This window comes from Curtobacterium sp. Curtsp22, assembly GCF_059492135.1.
In genome coordinates this window covers 2,649,041-2,667,468 of sequence record NZ_CP168519.1, presented here as the reverse complement: position 1 = coordinate 2,667,468, position 18,428 = coordinate 2,649,041, and the positions used below count along the sequence as shown (strand labels likewise).

At 69.8% G+C, this 18,428-nt stretch carries 18 protein-coding genes; all 18 read right to left on the bottom strand.

The annotated features are described in order from the left end of the window. Positions 1 to 4 precede the first annotated feature (4 nt). Positions 5 to 403, bottom strand: coding sequence for a 30S ribosomal protein S8 (gene rpsH / locus ACEN8D_RS12930; protein WP_022906351.1), 399 nt, complete (start codon positions 401 to 403; stop codon positions 5 to 7). 153 nt (positions 404 to 556) lie between these two features. Beyond that, complete coding sequence (rplE, locus tag ACEN8D_RS12925) at positions 557 to 1,147, bottom strand: 50S ribosomal protein L5 (protein ID WP_022906350.1); 591 nt, start codon at positions 1,145 to 1,147, stop codon at positions 557 to 559. Further along, positions 1,147 to 1,506, bottom strand: a complete 360-nt coding sequence (gene rplX, locus ACEN8D_RS12920; protein WP_022906349.1) for a 50S ribosomal protein L24 — start codon at positions 1,504 to 1,506, stop codon at positions 1,147 to 1,149. The genes rplE and rplX overlap by 1 nt, the downstream gene beginning before the upstream one ends. Before the next feature lie 3 nt (positions 1,507 to 1,509). Then, positions 1,510 to 1,878, bottom strand: coding sequence for a 50S ribosomal protein L14 (gene rplN, locus ACEN8D_RS12915; protein ID WP_017885523.1), 369 nt, complete (start codon positions 1,876 to 1,878; stop codon positions 1,510 to 1,512). Between the two features lie 31 nt (positions 1,879 to 1,909). Further along, positions 1,910 to 2,194 (bottom strand): 30S ribosomal protein S17, encoded by a 285-nt coding sequence (rpsQ, locus tag ACEN8D_RS12910; RefSeq protein ID WP_022906348.1) that lies wholly within the window; start codon positions 2,192 to 2,194, stop codon positions 1,910 to 1,912. Next, positions 2,194 to 2,514 carry a 50S ribosomal protein L29 gene (gene rpmC, locus ACEN8D_RS12905; RefSeq protein WP_022906347.1) on the bottom strand — a complete coding sequence of 107 codons (321 nt, stop codon included), beginning with the start codon at positions 2,512 to 2,514 and terminating at the stop codon, positions 2,194 to 2,196. Before rpmC ends, rpsQ begins: the two co-directional genes overlap by 1 nt. Continuing rightward, positions 2,514 to 2,933, bottom strand: a complete 420-nt coding sequence (rplP, locus tag ACEN8D_RS12900; RefSeq protein ID WP_022906346.1) for a 50S ribosomal protein L16 — start codon at positions 2,931 to 2,933, stop codon at positions 2,514 to 2,516. The genes rpmC and rplP overlap by 1 nt, the downstream gene beginning before the upstream one ends. A gap of 2 nt (positions 2,934 to 2,935) precedes the next feature. Beyond that, positions 2,936 to 3,733 (bottom strand): 30S ribosomal protein S3, encoded by a 798-nt coding sequence (gene rpsC, locus ACEN8D_RS12895; RefSeq protein ID WP_022906345.1) that lies wholly within the window; start codon positions 3,731 to 3,733, stop codon positions 2,936 to 2,938. Beyond that, positions 3,733 to 4,125: a 50S ribosomal protein L22 gene (gene rplV, locus ACEN8D_RS12890; RefSeq protein WP_022906344.1), complete on the bottom strand. Its 393-nt coding sequence runs from the start codon at positions 4,123 to 4,125 to the stop codon at positions 3,733 to 3,735. Before rplV ends, rpsC begins: the two co-directional genes overlap by 1 nt. A gap of 25 nt (positions 4,126 to 4,150) precedes the next feature. After that, the gene (rpsS, locus tag ACEN8D_RS12885) at positions 4,151 to 4,432 is read right to left on the bottom strand and encodes a 30S ribosomal protein S19 (RefSeq protein WP_022906343.1); all 282 of its coding nucleotides are present in this window, start codon (positions 4,430 to 4,432) and stop codon (positions 4,151 to 4,153) included. Positions 4,433 to 4,443: 11 nt separating this feature from the next. Further along, positions 4,444 to 5,283, bottom strand: coding sequence for a 50S ribosomal protein L2 (gene rplB / locus ACEN8D_RS12880; protein ID WP_070417686.1), 840 nt, complete (start codon positions 5,281 to 5,283; stop codon positions 4,444 to 4,446). An 18-nt stretch (positions 5,284 to 5,301) separates the two neighbouring features. Further along, positions 5,302 to 5,601 carry a 50S ribosomal protein L23 gene (gene rplW / locus ACEN8D_RS12875; RefSeq protein ID WP_022903283.1) on the bottom strand — a complete coding sequence of 100 codons (300 nt, stop codon included), beginning with the start codon at positions 5,599 to 5,601 and terminating at the stop codon, positions 5,302 to 5,304. Beyond that, complete coding sequence (gene rplD, locus ACEN8D_RS12870; protein WP_070417685.1) at positions 5,598 to 6,257, bottom strand: 50S ribosomal protein L4; 660 nt, start codon at positions 6,255 to 6,257, stop codon at positions 5,598 to 5,600. The genes rplW and rplD overlap by 4 nt, the downstream gene beginning before the upstream one ends. A 2-nt stretch (positions 6,258 to 6,259) precedes the next feature. Then, complete coding sequence (gene rplC / locus ACEN8D_RS12865; RefSeq protein WP_070417684.1) at positions 6,260 to 6,913, bottom strand: 50S ribosomal protein L3; 654 nt, start codon at positions 6,911 to 6,913, stop codon at positions 6,260 to 6,262. Between the two features lie 13 nt (positions 6,914 to 6,926). After that, positions 6,927 to 7,235 carry a 30S ribosomal protein S10 gene (gene rpsJ / locus ACEN8D_RS12860; protein ID WP_022903286.1) on the bottom strand — a complete coding sequence of 103 codons (309 nt, stop codon included), beginning with the start codon at positions 7,233 to 7,235 and terminating at the stop codon, positions 6,927 to 6,929. 518 nt (positions 7,236 to 7,753) lie between these two features. Beyond that, positions 7,754 to 8,566, bottom strand: a complete 813-nt coding sequence (locus ACEN8D_RS12855) for a DarT ssDNA thymidine ADP-ribosyltransferase family protein (RefSeq protein WP_070417683.1) — start codon at positions 8,564 to 8,566, stop codon at positions 7,754 to 7,756. Between the two features lie 80 nt (positions 8,567 to 8,646). After that, positions 8,647 to 9,624, bottom strand: coding sequence for a DNA topoisomerase IB (locus tag ACEN8D_RS12850; RefSeq protein WP_071295234.1), 978 nt, complete (start codon positions 9,622 to 9,624; stop codon positions 8,647 to 8,649). 95 nt (positions 9,625 to 9,719) lie between these two features. Then, positions 9,720 to 18,329 (bottom strand): isopeptide-forming domain-containing fimbrial protein, encoded by an 8,610-nt coding sequence (locus ACEN8D_RS12845; protein ID WP_413398054.1) that lies wholly within the window; start codon positions 18,327 to 18,329, stop codon positions 9,720 to 9,722. Positions 18,330 to 18,428: the final 99 nt, after the last annotated feature.

Below are 18,428 nucleotides of genomic sequence, written 5' to 3'. Positions count from 1 at the left end.
TCGATCACCACACGTAGGCGAGGACTTCCCCACCCACGCCCTTCTGCTCGGCTTCACGGTCGGTGAGCAGTCCCGACGAGGTCGAGAGGATCGCCACGCCGAGGCCACCGAGGACCTGGGGGATCTCCGTCGACTTCGCGTAGACCCGGAGACCGGGCTTCGAGACGCGCTTGATGCCGGCGATCGAACGCTCGCGCTCGGGGCCGTACTTCAGGTCGATCGTGAGGGTCTCGCCCACGCGGGCGTCCTCGATCTTCCACTCGCTGATGTAACCCTCGCGCTTGAGGATCTCAGCGATGTTCTTCTTCAGCTTGGAGCTGGGAAGCGAGACGGCGTCGTGGTGCGCCGAGTTCGCGTTCCGCAATCTGGTCAGCATGTCTGCGACCGGATCGGTCATCGTCATGATGGTCGTCCATTCTTCGCCTGGTTTCGACACCCGTTCCACGAATGCCGACCTGAGCGATCGGGTGATCCCGGGGCGATTCCCCTGGATCGGTGTGTTCGTGCGTGCGGGCCGGAGGACGTGAATCCTCCGGCCCGCACCGCCCGAAGTATCTTAGACCGTCTGCTCGGCAGAACGGAACGGGAACCCGAGCTGGCGGAGCAGCGCGCGGCCCTCGTCGTCCGACTTCGCGGTGGTCACGACGGTGATGTCGAAGCCACGCACGCGGTCGATGCGGTCCTGGTCGATCTCGTGGAACACGGACTGCTCCGTGAGACCGAACGTGTAGTTGCCGTTGCCGTCGAACTGCTTGTCGCTGAGACCGCGGAAGTCGCGGATGCGGGGCAGTGCGAGGGTCACGAGACGGTCGATGAACTCCCACGCGCGGTCACCACGGAGGGTAACGTGCGCGCCGATGGCCTGGCCCTCACGCAGCTTGAACTGCGCGATGGACTTGCGGGCCTTCGTGACCTGGGGCTTCTGACCCGTGATCGCCGTGAGGTCCTTGATGGCCCCCTCGATGATCTTCGAGTCGCGAGCGGCCTCACCGACACCGGTGTTCACGACGACCTTGACCAGGCCGGGGACCTGGTTGACGTTCGCGTACCCGAACTGCTCGGTGAGGGCAGCCTTGATCTCGTTCTTGTACTTCTGCTTGAGGCGCGGCTCGACCTTGGTCGCCGGCGCGGCAGTCGTGTCGGTCATCAGAGCTTCTCACCCGACTTCTTGGCGTAGCGGACTCGGACGGTCTTCTTGACGCCGTCCTTCTCCACCTCTTCGTTGCGGAAACCGACGCGGGTCGGCTTCTTGGTCTTCGGGTCGACGATGGCGACGTTCGACACGTGGATCGGAGCCTCGTGCTGCTCGATGCCACCGGTCTTCGAGCCGCGCTGCGTCTGGCCGACGCGGACGTGCTTCGTGACGAAGTTCACGCCCTCGACGACGACGCGGTTCTTGTCCTTGAGGACCTCGATGACCTTGCCCTGCTTGCCGCGGTCACCGCCGCGCTCCTGCTTGGCACCCGTGATGACCTGGACCAGGTCACCCTTCTTGATGTTCGCCATGGCTTACAGCACCTCCGGCGCGAGCGAGATGATCTTCATGAACTTCTTGTCACGGAGCTCGCGACCGACCGGACCGAAGATGCGCGTGCCGCGCGGGTCGCCGTCAGCCTTGAGGATCACTGCCGCGTTCTCGTCGAACTTGATGTAGGAGCCGTCCTGACGACGGGTCTCCTTCTTGGTGCGAACGATGACCGCCTTGACGACGTCACCCTTCTTCACGTTGCCGCCGGGGATGGCGTCCTTCACCGTGGCGACGATGACGTCACCGAGACCGGCGTAGCGACGACCCGAGCCACCGAGCACGCGGATGGTCAAGATCTCCTTGGCACCCGTGTTGTCGGCGACCTTGAGGCGGGATTCCTGCTGAATCACTGCTGTCTCCTATTCCGAAGCAGGCCGGGGCCTACTTGGCCTTCTCGAGGATCTCGACCAGGCGCCAGCGCTTGGAAGCGCTGAGGGGACGGGTCTCGCTGATCACGACGAGGTCGCCGACACCAGCGGTGCCGAGCTCGTCGTGGGCCTTCACCTTGGACGTGCGACGGATGATCTTGCCGTAGAGCGCGTGCTTCACGCGGTCCTCGACCTCGACCACGATGGTCTTGTCCATCTTGTCGCTCGTGACGTAGCCACGACGCGTCTTGCGGTAGCCGCGAGCGGAGGCGGCGGAGGTCTTCTCTTCGTTCGCCATTACTTCTCCTCGGCGGTCTCGGCCTCGGCCGACTCAGCCGGCTTCTCAGCCTTCTTGGTCGTCTTCTTGGCCTTGGGGGCGGTCTCGACGGGCGCGGGAGTGGCACGGATGCCGAGCTCGCGCTCGCGGAGGACGGTGTAGATGCGAGCGATGTCGCGCTTGACGGCACGGAGACGACCGTGGCTCTCCAGCTGGCCGGTGGCCGACTGGAAGCGGAGGTTGAAGAGCTCCTCCTTGGCCTTCTTCAGTTCGTCAGCAAGACGCTCGTTCTCGAACGTGTCGAGCTCCGTCGGACGGAGCTCCTTGGAACCGATCGCCATTATGCGTCGCCCTCCTCGCGCTTGATGATGCGTGCCTTGAGGGGCAGCTTGTGGATTGCACGGGTCAGCGCCTCACGGGCGATGTCCTCGTTGACGCCGGAGAGCTCGAAGAGCACACGGCCCGGCTTGACGTTGGCGACCCACCACTCGGGGGAACCCTTACCGGAACCCATGCGGGTCTCGGCGGGCTTCTTCGTGAGCGGACGGTCCGGGTAGATGTTGATCCACACCTTGCCGCCACGCTTGATGTGACGCGTCATGGCGATACGAGCGGACTCGATCTGACGGTTGGTCACGTAAGCGGGCGTCAGCGCCTGAATGCCGTAGTCACCGAACGACACCTTGGTGCCACCGGTGGCCTGGCCCGAACGCTTCGGGTGGTGCTGCTTGCGGTGCTTGACTCGACGGGGAATAAGCATGGTTACGCCTCAACTCCTGCGCCGGCCGGCGCGTCCTGCGGGGCCTGCTGCTGACGGCCGCCACGGTCGCCGCCACGGCGGTCGCCGCGCTCGCCACGGGGGCCGCCACGACGCTCCGGGCGCGACGAACGCTGGTTCGCCTGCTCGCGAGCGAGCTCCTTGTTCGTGATGTCGCCCTTGTAGATCCAGACCTTCACGCCGATACGGCCGAACGTGGTCCGGGCCTCGTAGAAGCCGTAGTCGATGTTCGCGCGGAGCGTGTGCAGGGGCACGCGGCCCTCGCGGTAGAACTCCGAGCGCGACATCTCGGCGCCGCCGAGACGACCCGACACCTGGATGCGGACACCCTTGGCGCCGGCGCGCTGTGCACCCTGCAGGCCCTTGCGCATGGCGCGACGGAACGCGACACGAGCGGAGAGCTGCTCGGCGATGCCCTGCGCGACGAGCTGGGCCTCGGTCTCGGGGTTCTTGACCTCGAGGATGTTGAGCTGGATCTGCTTCTTGGTGAGCTTCTCGAGCTCGCCACGGACGCGCTCCGCCTCGGCGCCACGGCGACCGATGACGATGCCCGGACGCGCGGTGTGGATGTCCACGCGGACGCGGTCACGGGTGCGCTCGAGCTCGATGCGGGCGACGCCGGCGCGGTCGAGGGTCTTCTTCAGGTACTCGCGTACCTTGATGTCCTCGGCCACGTAGTCGGCGTAGCGCTGACCCGGCTTCGTGCTGTCGGTGAACCAGTGCGAGACGTGGTCCGTCGTGATCCCGAGACGGAAGCCGTACGGGTTGACCTTCTGGCCCATTACTTGCTCGCCTTCTTGCTCGTCGCGGCAGCCTCGACCTCATCCGGCGTCGCGAGGACGACCGTGATGTGGCTGGTGCGCTTGTTGATGCGGAAGGCGCGGCCCTGGGCGCGCGGCTGGAACCGCTTCAGGGTCGTACCTTCGTCGACGAAGACGCGGCTCACGTAGAGGTCGCGCTCGTCGAGGAAGCTGTTCGTCGAGTCCGCCTTGACCCGCGCGTTCGCGATCGCCGAGGCGACCAGCTTGTACACGGGCTCCGAAGCGCCCTGGGGGGCGAACTTCAGGATGGCGAGGGCCTCGTGGGCCTGCTTGCCGCGGATCAGCTCGATGACGCGACGGGCCTTCTGAGGCGTGACGCGGATGTGTCGCACGCGTGCGATCGACTCCACCATTTCGTTCCTCCTCTGCGTCGCCGCCTTAGCGGCGACGGCCCTTCTTGTCGTCCTTCACGTGACCACGGAAGGTGCGGGTCGGCGCGAACTCGCCGAGCTTGTGACCGACCATCGACTCGGTGACGAACACCGGGATGTGCTTGCGGCCGTCGTGCACGGCGATCGTGTGCCCGAGCATGTTCGGGATGATCATCGAGCGACGCGACCAGGTGCGGATCACGTTCTTGGTGTTGGCCTCGTTCTGCGTGACGACCTTGCGGAGCAGGTGCTCGTCGACGAAGGGGCCCTTCTTCAGACTGCGTGGCATCTTCTGAACTCCTACTTGCGCTTCTTGCCGGCGTTACGGCGACGGACGATGAGCTTGTCGCTCGGCTTGTTCGGCTTGCGCGTGCGACCCTCGGCCTGACCCCACGGGCTGACCGGGTGACGGCCACCGGAGGTCTTGCCCTCGCCACCACCGTGCGGGTGGTCGACCGGGTTCATCGCGACACCACGCACGGTCGGGCGGACGCCCTTCCAGCGCATGCGGCCGGCCTTGCCCCAGTTGATGTTCGACTGCTCGGCGTTGCCGACCTCGCCGATCGTGGCGCGGCAGCGTGCGTCGACGTTGCGGACCTCGCCCGACGGCAGACGGAGCTGCGCGTAGGGGCCGTCCTTGGCGACGAGACGCACCGAGGCGCCGGCTGAACGCGCGAGCTTGGCGCCGCCACCGGGGCGGAGCTCGATCGCGTGCACGACGGTACCCACGGGGATGTTGCGCAGCGGCAGGTTGTTGCCCGGCTTGATGTCCGCGCCGGCGCCCTGCTCGATGACGTCGCCCTGCTTGAGCTTGTTCGGCGCGATGATGTAGCGCTTCGTGCCGTCCACGTAGTGCAGGAGCGCGATGCGCGCCGTGCGGTTCGGGTCGTACTCGATGTGCGCGACCTTGGCGTCGATGCCGTCCTTGTCGTGACGACGGAAGTCGATCACGCGGTACTGACGCTTGTGGCCACCACCGATGTGACGGGTGGTGATGCGGCCGGAGCTGTTGCGGCCACCGGTCTTCGGCAGCGGACGAAGCAGCGACTTCTCCGGCGTCGAACGGGTGATCTCAGCGAAGTCGGCGACCGACGAGCCGCGACGACCGGGGGTCGTCGGCTTGTAGTTACGAATAGCCATGATTTATCCCTCTGGTCCTCAGCCGACAGCCGTGAAGATGTCGATCGAACCGGACTTGAGCGTCACGATGGCACGCTTGGTGTCCTTGCGCTTGCCCATGCCGAAGCGCGTGCGACGGGTCTTGCCCGGACGGTTCAGCGTGTTGATGCTCGCGACCTTGACGTCGAAGATCTTCTCGATGGCGAGCTTGATCTCGGTCTTGTTCGAACGGGGGTCCACGATGAACGTGTACTTGCCCTGGTCGATCAGGCCGTAGCTCTTCTCCGAGACGACCGGCGAGATGATGATGTCGCGCGGGTCCTTGTTGAAGCCGCTCATGCGGAGATCTCCTTCGCGGTCTTCGACGCGATGAAGGCGTCGAGTGCGCTCTTGCTGAAGACGAGCGCGTCGGCCTTGAGCACGTCGTAGGCGTTGAGCTGGCCGTACGAGAGCGCGTGGACGTTCGGCAGGTTGCGGATCGACTTGAGCGTGAGCTCGTCGTCCTGCTCGAGCACGACGAGCACGTGCTTGACGGGCGCGACCTTCTCGATGAGCGTGCGGGCGGTCTTGGTCGACGGCACCTCGGCCGCGACGAAGCCCTCCACAGCGGAGATGCGGCCACCGCGGGCGCGGTCCGAGAGCGAGCCGAGCAGAGCAGCGGCGATCATCTTCTTCGGGGTGCGCTGCGAGTAGTCGCGCGGGGTCGGTCCGTGGACGACGCCACCGCCGGTGTGCTCCGGAGCGCGGACCGAACCCTGACGGGAGCGGCCGGTGCCCTTCTGCTTGAACGGCTTGCGACCAGCACCGCGGACCTCGCCGCGGTTCTTGGTCTTGTGGGTGCCCTGACGCGCGGCTGCGAGCTGCGCAGTGACGACCTGGTGGATCAGCGGGACGTTGGTCTCGACGTCGAAGAGCTCGGCGGGGAGCTCGACGGTGCCGGACTTGACGCCCGATGCGTCGAGGACGTCGATCGTGGTTGCGGTCGTGGTGGCCATGATCACTTACCCTTCACGGCGGTGCGGACGAAGACGGAGCGACCGCGAGCACCGGGGATCGCGCCCTTGACGAGCAGCAGACCCTTCTCGGCGTCGACGGCGTGCACCGTGAGGTTGAGGACGGTCACACGCTCGCCACCCATGCGACCCGCCATGCGCATGCCCTTGAAGACACGCGACGGGGTCGACGAAGCACCGATCGAACCGGGCTTGCGGTGGTTGCGGTGGGCACCGTGCGAAGCGGACACACCGGCGAAGCCGTGGCGCTTCATGACACCGGCGAAGCCCTTGCCCTTGGAGGTGCCGACGACGTCGACCTTCTGGCCCGCCTCGAACGTGTCGACGGTGAGCTCCTGGCCGAGCGTGTACTCAGCGGAGTCGTTGGTGCGGATCTCCGTGAGGGTGCGGCGCGGGGTGACCCCGGCTGCCTCGAAGTGGCCGGCGGCCGGCTTGTTGACCTTGCGCGGGTCGATGGCGCCGGCGGCGATCTGGATCGCCTCGTAGCCGTCGCGCTCGACGTTGCGGATCTGGGTGACCACGTTCGGGCCGACCTCGATCACGGTGACGGGGATGAACTTGTTGTTCTCGTCCCACACCTGGGTCATCCCGAGCTTCTTGCCGAGGAGGCCCTTGACGGTCTTGGTTGAGTTCGCCATCAGTCCAGCCCCCTTACAGCTTGATCTCGATGTTGACGTCGGCCGGGAGGTCGAGTCGCATGAGCGAGTCGACGGCCTTCGGCGTCGGGTCGACGATGTCGATGACCCGCTTGTGCGTGCGCTTCTCGAAGTGCTCGCGCGAGTCCTTGTACTTGTGGGGAGAACGGATCACGGTGACCACGTTCTTCTCGGTGGGGAGCGGCACCGGGCCGACCACGGTCGCACCGGCACGGGTCACCGTGTCGACGATCTTCCGGGCCGACGTGTCGATGACCTCGTGGTCGTACGACTTGAGCCGGATGCGGATCTTCTGTCCCGCCATGTGTCTCTTTGTCCTCTCTGCGCCGCGCACCCTCGGGCCGCCTGACGCCGCCACCGTGCATTCCTGCAGGGCTTGGCTGTTTTCTGTGAACCAACCGGCCGCATCCGCTGGGGATGACCGCTGTTCTCGTGTCAACCGCGCGGAGCGACCTGGGCCGTTCAGCGTGGGCATGTCGTCTCCCGCACGCTCTGGGCACAGCAGTGCCCGTCACGCTTGGTGGGGAGTCGATCGTGTTCTGCTGCCTGCGGCCCAACCCAGCCCTGCTGGACAGGGGGGTTGTGCACTGCCAGAGCAGTGATCCTGCGCACGCGAACGCGCGCGGAATTTCGGAACCGGACAAGTCTCGCATAGGCACGGCATCCGTGCAACCCGGGCGTGTCGCGAATCACGGGCGTGTCGGGATCGGCCCGCTTCCCCGGATCCACGCGGATCGAGGGCCAGGAGGCGCGGGTCGCCCCCGACGCACGACGTGCCCTCCGGAGCTGGTCCGGAGGGCACGTCGCAGGGGTCGGTCGGGACTACTCCGCGACGACCGGGGGGACGAACCACGGGGGGAAGACCGCGACCCGGGGAGCGTGTCCGCCGTGGTCCTTGAGCACGGCCTTGACCGTCTGGCGGACGCGGTCGTTGGGGACGCCGATGACCGCGACGGCGGAGAACGGCACGCTCGGGCCGGCGAGCAGCTCGAGGCCGAGCATCTCAGGGTCGGTGAAGTCGGTGCGACGGATGAGGTTCGTCGCGGCCTCGGGCCCGACCGCGAACCGGACGTCCTCGGCGTCGGCGTCCTGGTCGGCGACGATGACCGACGCCCCGAAGGCCGACACCGGCACGACGAGCATGATGTACTCCGTCGCCCGGGTCCGGCGGGCCGCGTCGGACCACCGCTCGCCCTCGGCGCCGGTGCGCAGCTCGTCCCAGCGGGTCGCGTCGGGCGACAGCGTGAACGGCACGTGCGCGGCGACCGGGGAGCCGTCGGGGGCGTGTGCCTCGGCGCGGGCGGCCCGGGCAGCGGCGGAGGCGACGTCGACGACCGGCGTCACGGCGTCCGACGCGAGGATCGCACCGGACCCCACGATGTCGTCGAGGTTGTCCACGTGCGTCACGTGGTGCGCGCGGAGCGAGGCGAAGTCACGCGCCTCGGGCAGGTCGGGCACCGGGGACCGCAGCGAGGACGCCGGGGTCGCCGCCTGGCCGGGCACGGTCCGGAGCGAGGTGGTGATCCGGGTGCGGCGCGGGGTCGGGGTGGTGGGGAGTTCTGCGGCCTCGCGCTGCCGTGGCGCGCAGATGTCGCAGAGTTCGGTGGGGAATCCGTGGATGCACTCGTCAGTCACGACTGGTGGGGTCCTTCCGTGCCCGGGTGGGGGTGTTCGGGCACGAGGTCCAACGGTACGTCATCCCGGCCCCTTCCCGGTCACTGTCGGTAGAGCAGTGCGCGGACCTCCGACTCGGCCGCGTGCGTGCGGTCGGGGTCGATGGTCTCGCCGTGGTCGTAGGCGTCGAGCAGGCGCGGGTCGATGTAGCTCTGGCGGCACACCGTCGGGGTGTTGCCGAGTTCCTCGCTCGCGACCTTCACCGCGTGCGACACCGCCTTCTTCCGTTTCGCCACGGACGACTGCGGTCCGGTCGCCGCGAGGTCGACCGCGGCGGCGACCGTGCCGTGCAGGGTGCGGAAGTCCTTCGCGGTGAACTCGTCACCGGCACGTTCCTTCACGTACTCGTTGATGTCCTCGGCGGAGAGGGGCTCCCACTCGGCGCCGCGGCGTGCACGGAACGAGAGCAGCCGGGCGTTCGGTCCGCGCCGCTTCATGCCCGCGATGACGGTCGCGAGGTCCGGGTCGTGGATCGACGACGACCACTCTTGGCCGCTCTTGCCCGGGAAGTCGAGCTCGATGTCGTCGCCGGAGACGTGGGCGTGCGCGCACAGCAGGGTGGACAGGCCACGGCTGCCGTGCTCGGTGGCGTACCGCTCCGACCCGACCCGCAGGGAACCCTGGTCGAGCATCCGGAAGGCCGCCGCGAGGGCACGCTGCCGGTCGGGCTCCGGCCGCCGGAGGTCCATCGTGACCCCGCGTCGTGCGACCGGCAGCGATTCGGCGAGCGCCAGCGCACGGTCGTACTTGATGCGGTCCATCCGTTCGCGCCAGGACGGGTGGTACATGTACTGCCGCCGACCGGCGCCGTCGACGCCGGTCGCGAGCACGTGCCCGTTGTCGTACGGCGAGATCCACACGTCGTCCCACGCGGGCGGGATGACGAGGTCCTCGAGACGCTGCCGGACCGCGGCGTCGGTGACGGTGGTGCCGTCCGGGTCGCGGTAGGAGAAGCCACGCCCGCTGCGGACGCGGTGGTAGCCGCGACCGTTGGTCGCGGAGCGGCGGAGACGGGTCACGCTCTCGATGCAACTCGCCACCGCCTGTGACCCGGCCCGGCGACGGACGGGAGGGACGGTGCCAGCCGGCACCGCGCCTCCCGTCCGTCAGGTGGTCACGCTCGGCGACGTCGTCGCGTCACCAGCAGGACGCCACCGGCCGCCATCGCGAGGAGCGCGATCAGCGCACCGATGCCGAGTCCGGCCGCACCCGTGAAGGCGAGCTCGCTCGCCGACTCCGGTGCGTCGCGCACCGGGGCCGGGTCGCTGGCGCGCATCGGGTCCGTCGGGCTGGCGGATCCCGCGACCGGCACCACCTGCGTCGTCGGCGACTCGACCGTGGCGACGTTCGTGATGCGGTCCGGTGCGTCCGTCGCGACCTTCGCCGTGACCTGGAACGCGACCTTCCCGTCGACGGCGAGCGGACCCGTCAGGGTGCAGGTGACGGTCTGCCCGGTGGTGCAGGTCGCCGCCTTCGCGTCGTTCACGCTCACCAGGGTGAGGCCGGCTGGCAGACGGTCCGTGACGACCACGGGACCCGGGTCCTCGGTGGGGCCGTCGTTGCGCACCGTGATGGTGTACCCGACGGTCTCCCCACGGACCAGCTGCCCGGTGTGCGTCTTCGTGACCGCCAGGCTCGACGCGGGGTCGACGGCCAGCTCGTCCGAGTCGTCGTTGTCGGCGAGCGTCGTCTCGGTCGTGCTCGTCGCCACGGTCGCGCTCGGCTGCACGCCCGGGTAGGCGGCGGCCGTCGGCGTCTGGTGCACCGTGATCGCCGGAGCGAGCGAGCCCGCCGGCAGCGTGCCCGCGAGGGCGAACGACACCGTGGTCGAGCCGTCGGCGTTCTTCGTGACGGACGTGACGGTCCACGCGGGGTCGGCCTCGGCCCCGACGTACGTCAGGCCCTTCGGCAGCGTGTAGGTCGCGGCGACCGCCGCGGCGTCGGAGAGGCCGACGTTCCGGACCCGGATCGTCTCCGGCAGGTCCTTGCCGATCACCGCGGTGCCGTCGTGCCCGATCGTGATGGCCACGTTCGCCACCTCGTCGACGTCGAGGGGGCTCGTCACCGGCTCGTCGTTCGTCCCGACCGGCGGGGTGGTGCCCTGGCCGGTGATCACCGCGCGGTTCTCGATCGTGCCGGCGGTGTGGCCGGACGCGAGCTTCGTGGTGATCCACAGGCCGGGGGCGTCCGTCCCGGCGACGATCGTCGCCGGGAGCGAGCACGTCACCAGGGCCGGGTCGGTCGTGCCGTCGCAGGTCCACACCGCTCCGTCGCTCGAGGCACCGGTGAACGTCAGCCCCTCGGGCAGCTGGTCGGTGACGACCGTGGTGGGCTGCTCGTCCGACGGACCCTCGTTGCTGACCTGGAGCAACCAGGTCTGCTCGGCGCCGGCGGTGACGCGCTTCGCGGCCGTCGTCGACCCGGGCTTCTCGACCGGGGTCTTGGTCAGGCGGAGCGCGGCGTGCGTCGTCACCGTGACGTCGTCACCGGCGGTGTCGTTCGTCGGGTCCGTGTCGGGCGTCGCACTCGACACGACCGCGGTGTTGCGGAGCGTGCCGGCCGGGGTGCCGGACGCGATCGAGGCGGTCACGTGGAACACCGTGGTCGCACCGTTCGCGACCACGTCGGTCGACCAGGTCCTCGGGTCCGCGCCCTGCTCCCAGGCCGTGTCGTCCGTCGTGACCTTCGTGACCGTCATCCCCGCGGGCGGGGTGTCGGTCCACGTGACGTCCTGCGCGTCCGAGGGGCCGTCGTTCGTCACGGTGACGTCGTAGGTGACGGTCGTGCCGGCGTCGGCGCTCGGGGCGCTCGTGCGCTGCTTCGTGATCGACAGGTCGGCGTGCGTGGTGACGTCGACGGTCGCCTCGTCGTGCGCGGTCGGGCCGGTGGCCGTGACGGGCGCCGCGGTCGCGGTGTTGACGATCGACGATCCGCGCAAGGACGCCGGCACGTGCACGGTCAGGACGATCGTGTTCGGGTCGGTCGCGCCCGCCGCGATCCCGTCGGCGCTCGACAGGGTGAGCACGCCGTCCTCGTTCGACTCGAGCGTCCAGTGCTGCTGGGTCGCCACGGTCAGCCCGCGGAACTCCACGCCGGCCGGGAGGGTGTCCTGGACGCGGACGCTCGGCGAGGTGCCGTCACCGGCGGGCAGGTCGGACGGGCCGGTCGGGTTCGCGACCGTGATCGTGTAGGTGACGTCCTTCCCGGCGTCGACCGTCTCGACGTCCGCGGTCTTCGTCACCGACAGGCCGGCGGTCTGGGTGGCGTCGCTGCGGCCCTGCGCCTCGGCGGGTGCCGCGTTGTCGGCGGTCACCACGGCCGTGTTCAGCAGGGTGCCGGACATCGACGACGGGGTCGTCACCGTGATGGTGAACGTCGTGCTCTTCCCGGCGGCCAGGGTGCCGTCGAGCACACAGGTCACGTCGTTCCCGTCGGCGGCGGGTGCGGTGCAGGTCCAGGCGCCGTCCGTCTGGGTGATCGTGTCGGTCGCCTCGTCGACCGGCCCGTCGGCGCTGAGCCGCGTGCCGGACTCGAGCGTGTCCGAGACCCGGACCGTGCGCGCGTCGGCCGTGCCGGTGTTGGTGACCCGGATGGTCCAGTCCGCGGACTCGCCCGCGACCAGGGCCGCGCGGTCGGTCGCGTCCGGCGCGGTCTGCGCCGTCGAGCCGAACGCCTTGGCGATCGTCAGCGAGGTCGTGTCGTCCACGCCGGTGGTCGCCTCCGCGTCGTCGTTCGACGAGGTCGGGTCCGTCGTGCGCGTCGGGTCGACCGCGACGGCCGCGGTGTTCACGATCGACTGCGAGGCGGTGACGTCCGGGTGCACGGTCGCGGTGACGGTGATCGCGCCGGCGGTGGTGCCGTTCGCGAGGCCGTCGCGCGTGCAGGTCACGGTGTCGTCGTCCGTGGAGCAGGTCCACGCGGGGTCGTCCGAGGTCGCACCGACGAGGGTCACCGTGTCGGGCAGCGTGTCCGTGACGGTCACCGTGCCGCGTGCGTCCGAGACGCTCTGGGTCGTCGGGTCGCTGCGGTTCTCGACGGAGAGGTTCCACGAGATCGTCCGGCCGGCCTGCACCGTCCCGGAGGGACCGGTCTTCGTGATCGCGAGGTCGGCGATCGCGACCGGGGTCACGCTCGCGGTGTCGCTGTCGTTCCCGCTCTCCGGGTCGAAGGTCTGGCCCGTGCCCTGGTGGATCGTGGCGGTGTTCCGGACGGCGGTGAGCGGCGCGTTGGCCGGCAGCGTCAGCGCGACGTCGAGCTCGGGGAACGAGTCGCCCTCCGCGACGGTGGCGCCGTTGACGCAGGACCACGTGCCGTCGTCCGGCGTGCAGGTCCAGCCGCTGCCCGTGAAGGCCAGCGTCGCACCGGTGGCCAGGCCCGTCGGGGCGTCCACGACGGTCGTGCCGTGCGCGGCGTCGGGGCCCGTGTTGGTCACCCGGATGGTCCAGGCCTTCGCGGTGGTGGCACCGGCGACGACCTTCGACGTCGTGGCGGTCTTCGTCAGGGCGAGGTCGGCCGCCGCGATCCGTGCGGTCGCGGTGGCGTCGTCACCGCCGTTCGGGTACGAGACGAAGGAGCCCTTCGCCGAACCGGTGCCGCCCGATGCGCTCGTCACCGTCGCCGTCACGTGGTTCGTGTGGACGATCGAGGTACCGGCGCCGGGGTCCGTCGTCGCACCGGTGCCGGGGACGGCGCGGTAGTGCAGCACGAGGGACCGGTCGGCACCGAGCGCACCGAGGTCCGCCCACGTGAGGGTCGTCCCGCCGCCGCTGCGCGTCGGGTCGGCCACGGCGGACGCGGCACCACCGTCACGTGCGACCGTCGCGCTGCCGGACACGTACGACCAGTTCGCCGGCAGGACGTCCTGCACGCGCACCGACGCGGCAGCGCTCCCGGTGTTCGAGAACGTCACGCTGAAGTCCGAGGCGACGCCCACGTAGGACAGCCCGCCGATCGTGTCGTTCGACTTCGTCACGGCCACGCGGGGGAACGACGGCGTGACGCTCGCGGTCGCCCGCGCCGCGGCGTAGTCCGCCCCGCCCGAGGCGAGCGAGTGGTAGACGCCGGTCGACGCCGTGTTCACCAGCGGGCTGCCGGAGAGGGTGGCGTCCTCGGCGAGCTTCGCCGTGTAGGTGTGGGTGACCGTCGCGCCGGCTCCGATGACCGCCGTCGGCCACGTGATCCGCCCGCCGCCGCAGTCCGCGTCGGCGGCGATCTCCGCGCCGTCGGCGGTGAGCGACGCGCGGTCGACCGTGATGCCGTCCGGCACGCAGTCGGTGACCGGGGTGCCGTACGCCGGCGAGCCCGAGTTCGTCACGGTCACCCGGTAGGTGATCGTCTGGCCCGGCTCGACGTTCATCGTCGTGGACGTCTGCGAGCCCACCGTCGCGGTCTTCGCGATCGCGAGCGACGGCGCGACGACACTGCCGTTCGCAGCGTTCGACGTGACCGACGCGTCGGTCGGCGCCGCGCCCTTGCTCGTGCGGTTCCACGCGAGGGTGGCGGTGTTCGCGAGCCCCGTGCCCGCGACCTGGTCGGTGCCGACCGTGACCGGGATCGACGTCGTGATCGTCACCGGGTGGTCGATGCCGGTCGGGATGTCCGACAGCCGGACCACGACGGAGGCACCGTCGACCGAGGGGGTTGCGGTCACGGCGTCGTCGGAGCTCGTCGCGGTCGGCGTGCCGGTCGCGGCGGTGCCCGCGGGCAGGACGTCCGTGATCCGGGCGTCGTAGAGCGCGACGTTCGCCGGGATGGTGGTCGTGATCGTGTAGGTCGCGCCGTCACCGGGGCGGACCTGCAGCGCAGCGGTGCCCGACGGGTCCGTGCTGGCGGTGCCGGTCGACGCCCCCGTCCCGGGGTTCCACGTCGGTGCCGTCAGCCGCTTGGTGACGGAGGGACCGGTGACGGTGACGTCGTCCGTGTCGCTCGCGAGCTGCACGTACGAGCTGTTCGCCGTCGCGTAGTCGGTCGTCAGGCTCGACGCCAGCACGCGCGCGGTGTTCCGGTAGGTCTGGCCGGCGGGAGCGTCCTGCTTGACCGTCGCGACGACCGTGATGGTGGCTGAGGCCCCGGCGGCGAGGACGCCGTCGCTCGTCGCGTTCCACACGTGCAGCGTGGTGCCGGTCGGGCAGCTGCCGAACGCTGCGCGCTGCGCGGAGGTCGGGGTGGTCTCGGCCGCCGAGCTCGACGTGAGCGTCAACGCGTCCGGGAAGCAGTCGCCGACGAGGGTGGACCGTGCGTCCGCGCTCGTGGCCGTGTTCGTCGTCCTCAGGGTCCACGTGACGGTGTCGCCACCGGCGACCGTGCGGCCACCGAGGTCGTCGGACTTGTCGATCGCGACGGCCGGGGCCTGCACGGTCACCGTCTTCGACGCGGTCGCGGTGTACGCCGTGACGCCGGAGGGCTTCGAGGTGAAGGTGGCCGTGTTCTTCGGTGCCGCGGTCGTGAAGCCCGTGCCGTCCGACGCCGGGTACGTCCCGACGCCCGCGGTCGCGCGGAGCCCGGTGACGACGACCTCGAACTTCACCGGCGCACCGGTCGTGTTGTCGAACGTGGCCGGGAAGAGGACGGCGCCCGCACCGTTGGCGTTGCCGGTCCCGGTGAGCGTGAACGTCTGCCCGCCGTACGTCCCGGTGACGTCGGTGCCCTGCGCACTCGCCGGCACCGTGATGGTCGTCGCATCCGGGAAGGTGAGGGTCCACGAGGTGGCAGCCGTCCGGCCGACGCCCGTCGGCAGCGGGTCGGTCAGGGTCGCGTTCGCGGCGCTCGTGCGGTCCGCGATCGTCGCCGAGTACTTGTACCCGAGCGTCTGACCGGGGGCGGCCGCGTCACCGGACAGGTTCGTCAGCGTCGAGTCGGCGACCGCTGCCCCGGACTTCGCCACTGTGACACCCGGGATCGCGACCGAGCGGTTCGCGTCGGCCTGCGGTGCGGTGCCCTGACCGGCCGCCGGGGTGGAGGACGCGGTGGCGTTGGCCCCGCGCTTCGGGATCCACGTGGTCGTGGCACCGGAGTCCGTCGCGGTCGTGAAGGAGACGACGGAGGAGTAGTTGGGGAACGTGGTCCCGACGTAGCCCGGCGACGGGGTCTGGACGTCGTACGTCAGGCTCTTCGTCGTGCTCGCGGCGATCGACGGGATCGTCCAGGTGAGGTACTGCACACCCGTGAACTTGGTCGCCGCCCCGGTGGGCGCCGCACCGCAGGCGCCTTGGTCGGAGATGTTCGTGACCATCGCACAGGTCACCTTCGACGGCAGGGCGTCCCAGACGGTGACGCTGCCGATGGCCGACGTCGTCCCCGTGGCCGGGGTGTTGCCGACGTTCAGCCGGTAGCTGAGCACCTGGCCCTCGGTGGTGGTGGTGGGGTTGGACACCGTGGTGCCGTCTGCCTTGACGATGTCCTTCGCGAGCGTCGCGGTCGGGGTGCCGGCGACCGTGTAGCCGACCGAGGACCGCAGGCTCGTCACGGAGCCCTTCGTGTTCTGCTGCGCGAACTTCATGAGGTTGTCGACGAGGTCGACCTTCGTGCTGCTCGAGCCCTGCGTGCTGATGGTCGCCGCGACGTAGAGGACGAGGCGCACCGCCTGGCCGTCACCGTCGACGTAGGTGCCACTCGCGCCGGACATCGTGTGACCGACCGCGAACGACGCCGTGGTCGCGCTCGACGACTTCAGCGTGACGTCCGATGCGGGGACGGAGCTCTCCGACCCGTAGGTCCAGTCCGTGCCCTCCGTCCACGTCGCACCGGCCGCGGTGGTACCGACCGGGAGCATGTCGGTGATCGTCGCGTTGCGGCTCTGGACACCGGCCGGGAAGTCCACCTGCAGCCGGAAGCAGACGACGTCGCCGAGCTGGAACGGGGCGGTGGGGGTCGTCGTCTGGTACCCGGTGCGCGTCGTGGCGGTGCAGTCGGCGGACTTCCGCACGCCGTCGCTCGACGCGCGCGGCAGCACGGACTTCGCGATGCTCGGGGAGTTCGACACGATCGTCGCCGCGGAGTCGTCGACGACCGCCGTCGAGCCGGTGTCACCGTGGACACCGGTCGCGGTCCCCGCGATCCGGACCGTGTTCGTGAAGTCGTCGCCGGCGGCGGTCGGGCCGCCCGAGCCGGTGACCGAGTACTTGTCCCGCATGAGCGCTTTGTACGAGACCGTGACCGAGCCGTCGGTGGCCAGGTCCGCGACGTGGAAGGTCATCGTGAACGTGCCCGCCGCGGCGTCGTAGGCGACCTGGTCGACGGTCCCGTTCGTCATCGGCTGGTTCAGCGCGCTGACGGTGTTCGGGTCGCAGTCCGCGGGGATGGTCCCGGTGGTCTTCGTCCCGGCGGGGAACGCCGGGCAGAGTCCGTCCGGGATCGTGTCGGTCAGCGTGATGCCGGCGGACGACTCGTACTCGCTCGTGCGGATCAAGAGCGAGTACGTGGCCTGCTGGCCCGCGGCGAAGACGTTCCCGTCGACGGGCGTGGTCACGGACTTCGCCACCGCGAGGTCCATCGCCTCGACGGTCATCGACGCCGTCGAGCTCTGCGCCGACGTCGCCGTTCCGTCGACCTTGCCGGTGTAGGTGCCGGCAGCGGTGACCGTGTTCGTCTGGCCGCGACCGTTCGACGTCGTGTCCGCGGTGTTCTGCCTGGTCGACGCACCGGTGTTGTTGTCGAGGTTCGCCGTGCTGGCCAGCGCGGCCGTGGTCGGAGCGGCGGGCGTCTGGCTGCCGGTGGCGAAGGTCATGGTGTTCTCGCGCAGCGGCACGGCGGTGAGGTACTGGATCGTCACGGGCGCGTTCGTCAGCTGGCCGAGGTTCCAGACCACCTTCGTGAAGACGGCCGTCCCCTTGCCCGGGACGTTGTTCACGGTCGTGACGCTCTGGGGCGTGAGGCAGTTCGCCGGCGTCAGGGTCCCGGACGCCTTCGCCGCGGTCGCTGCCGTGAGGTCGGGTGCTCCCGCGTACTCCGGCCCGGAGGTCGTATTGTCGACCGCGCCGCACTGCAGGAACTCGAGGCCCGCCGGCAGGTAGTCCGTGACGGTCACGCCGTTGCTCGGCGCGGTCGAGGTGTTCTGCACCGTCAGCGTGTAGACCGTCGGGTGGTCGTGGACGCCGCGCACCAGCTCGTTCTCCGGGCTGGCCTCGGCCTTCGTGACCTTGATCGCCGCGATCGCGGTCGTGGTCGACTTCGCCGTCGCGGCGTTCGTCGCGTTGGTCGCCGGGGCACCGGTCGTCGGGTCGAACGTCGGCACGTTCCGCGCGTTCCCGCTGCCGGCGACCTGGACCGTCCCGGCGAACGACGAACCCACCGGGTAGGTCGTCGTCGAGGGCTGGACCTGGAAGGTGATCGACTTCTCGTCACCCGCGACGAGGTCGGACACGTTCGAGAAGACCAGGAGCAGGCCGCCTGCCGTCGGGGTGCTCGTGGTCGGGTCCGGCAGCGCGACGCCCGATGCCTTCGCCGAACCGGCGACGTAGGTCACCCCGGCCGGCAGCAGGTAGGAGTACCCGAGGTTGTAGAGCGGTGTCCCGCCCGACGCCGGCGTGCTGTTCGTCGCGGTGAGCGTGACGTTCACCGGGTCCCCGCTCAGGGCCGTGGCGGGAGCCTTCGCGGTGACCGTCACGACCGAGTCCGCTGCCGCGGGCTGCGCGACCGCCAGGACCGCGAGGAGTCCGGCGAGGAGCGCCGTCACGACGAGCATCGCCAGGGCGCGCGGACGGGCGGGGAACAGGGCAGGACGCATCGGGTGTGCTCTCGGGTCGTCGTCGGGCGACGCCGAGCAGAGCGCAACGATGCGGCACCGTCCGGGCAGGGGTCCCAGGGCGCGCGTGCGTGGGTGTTC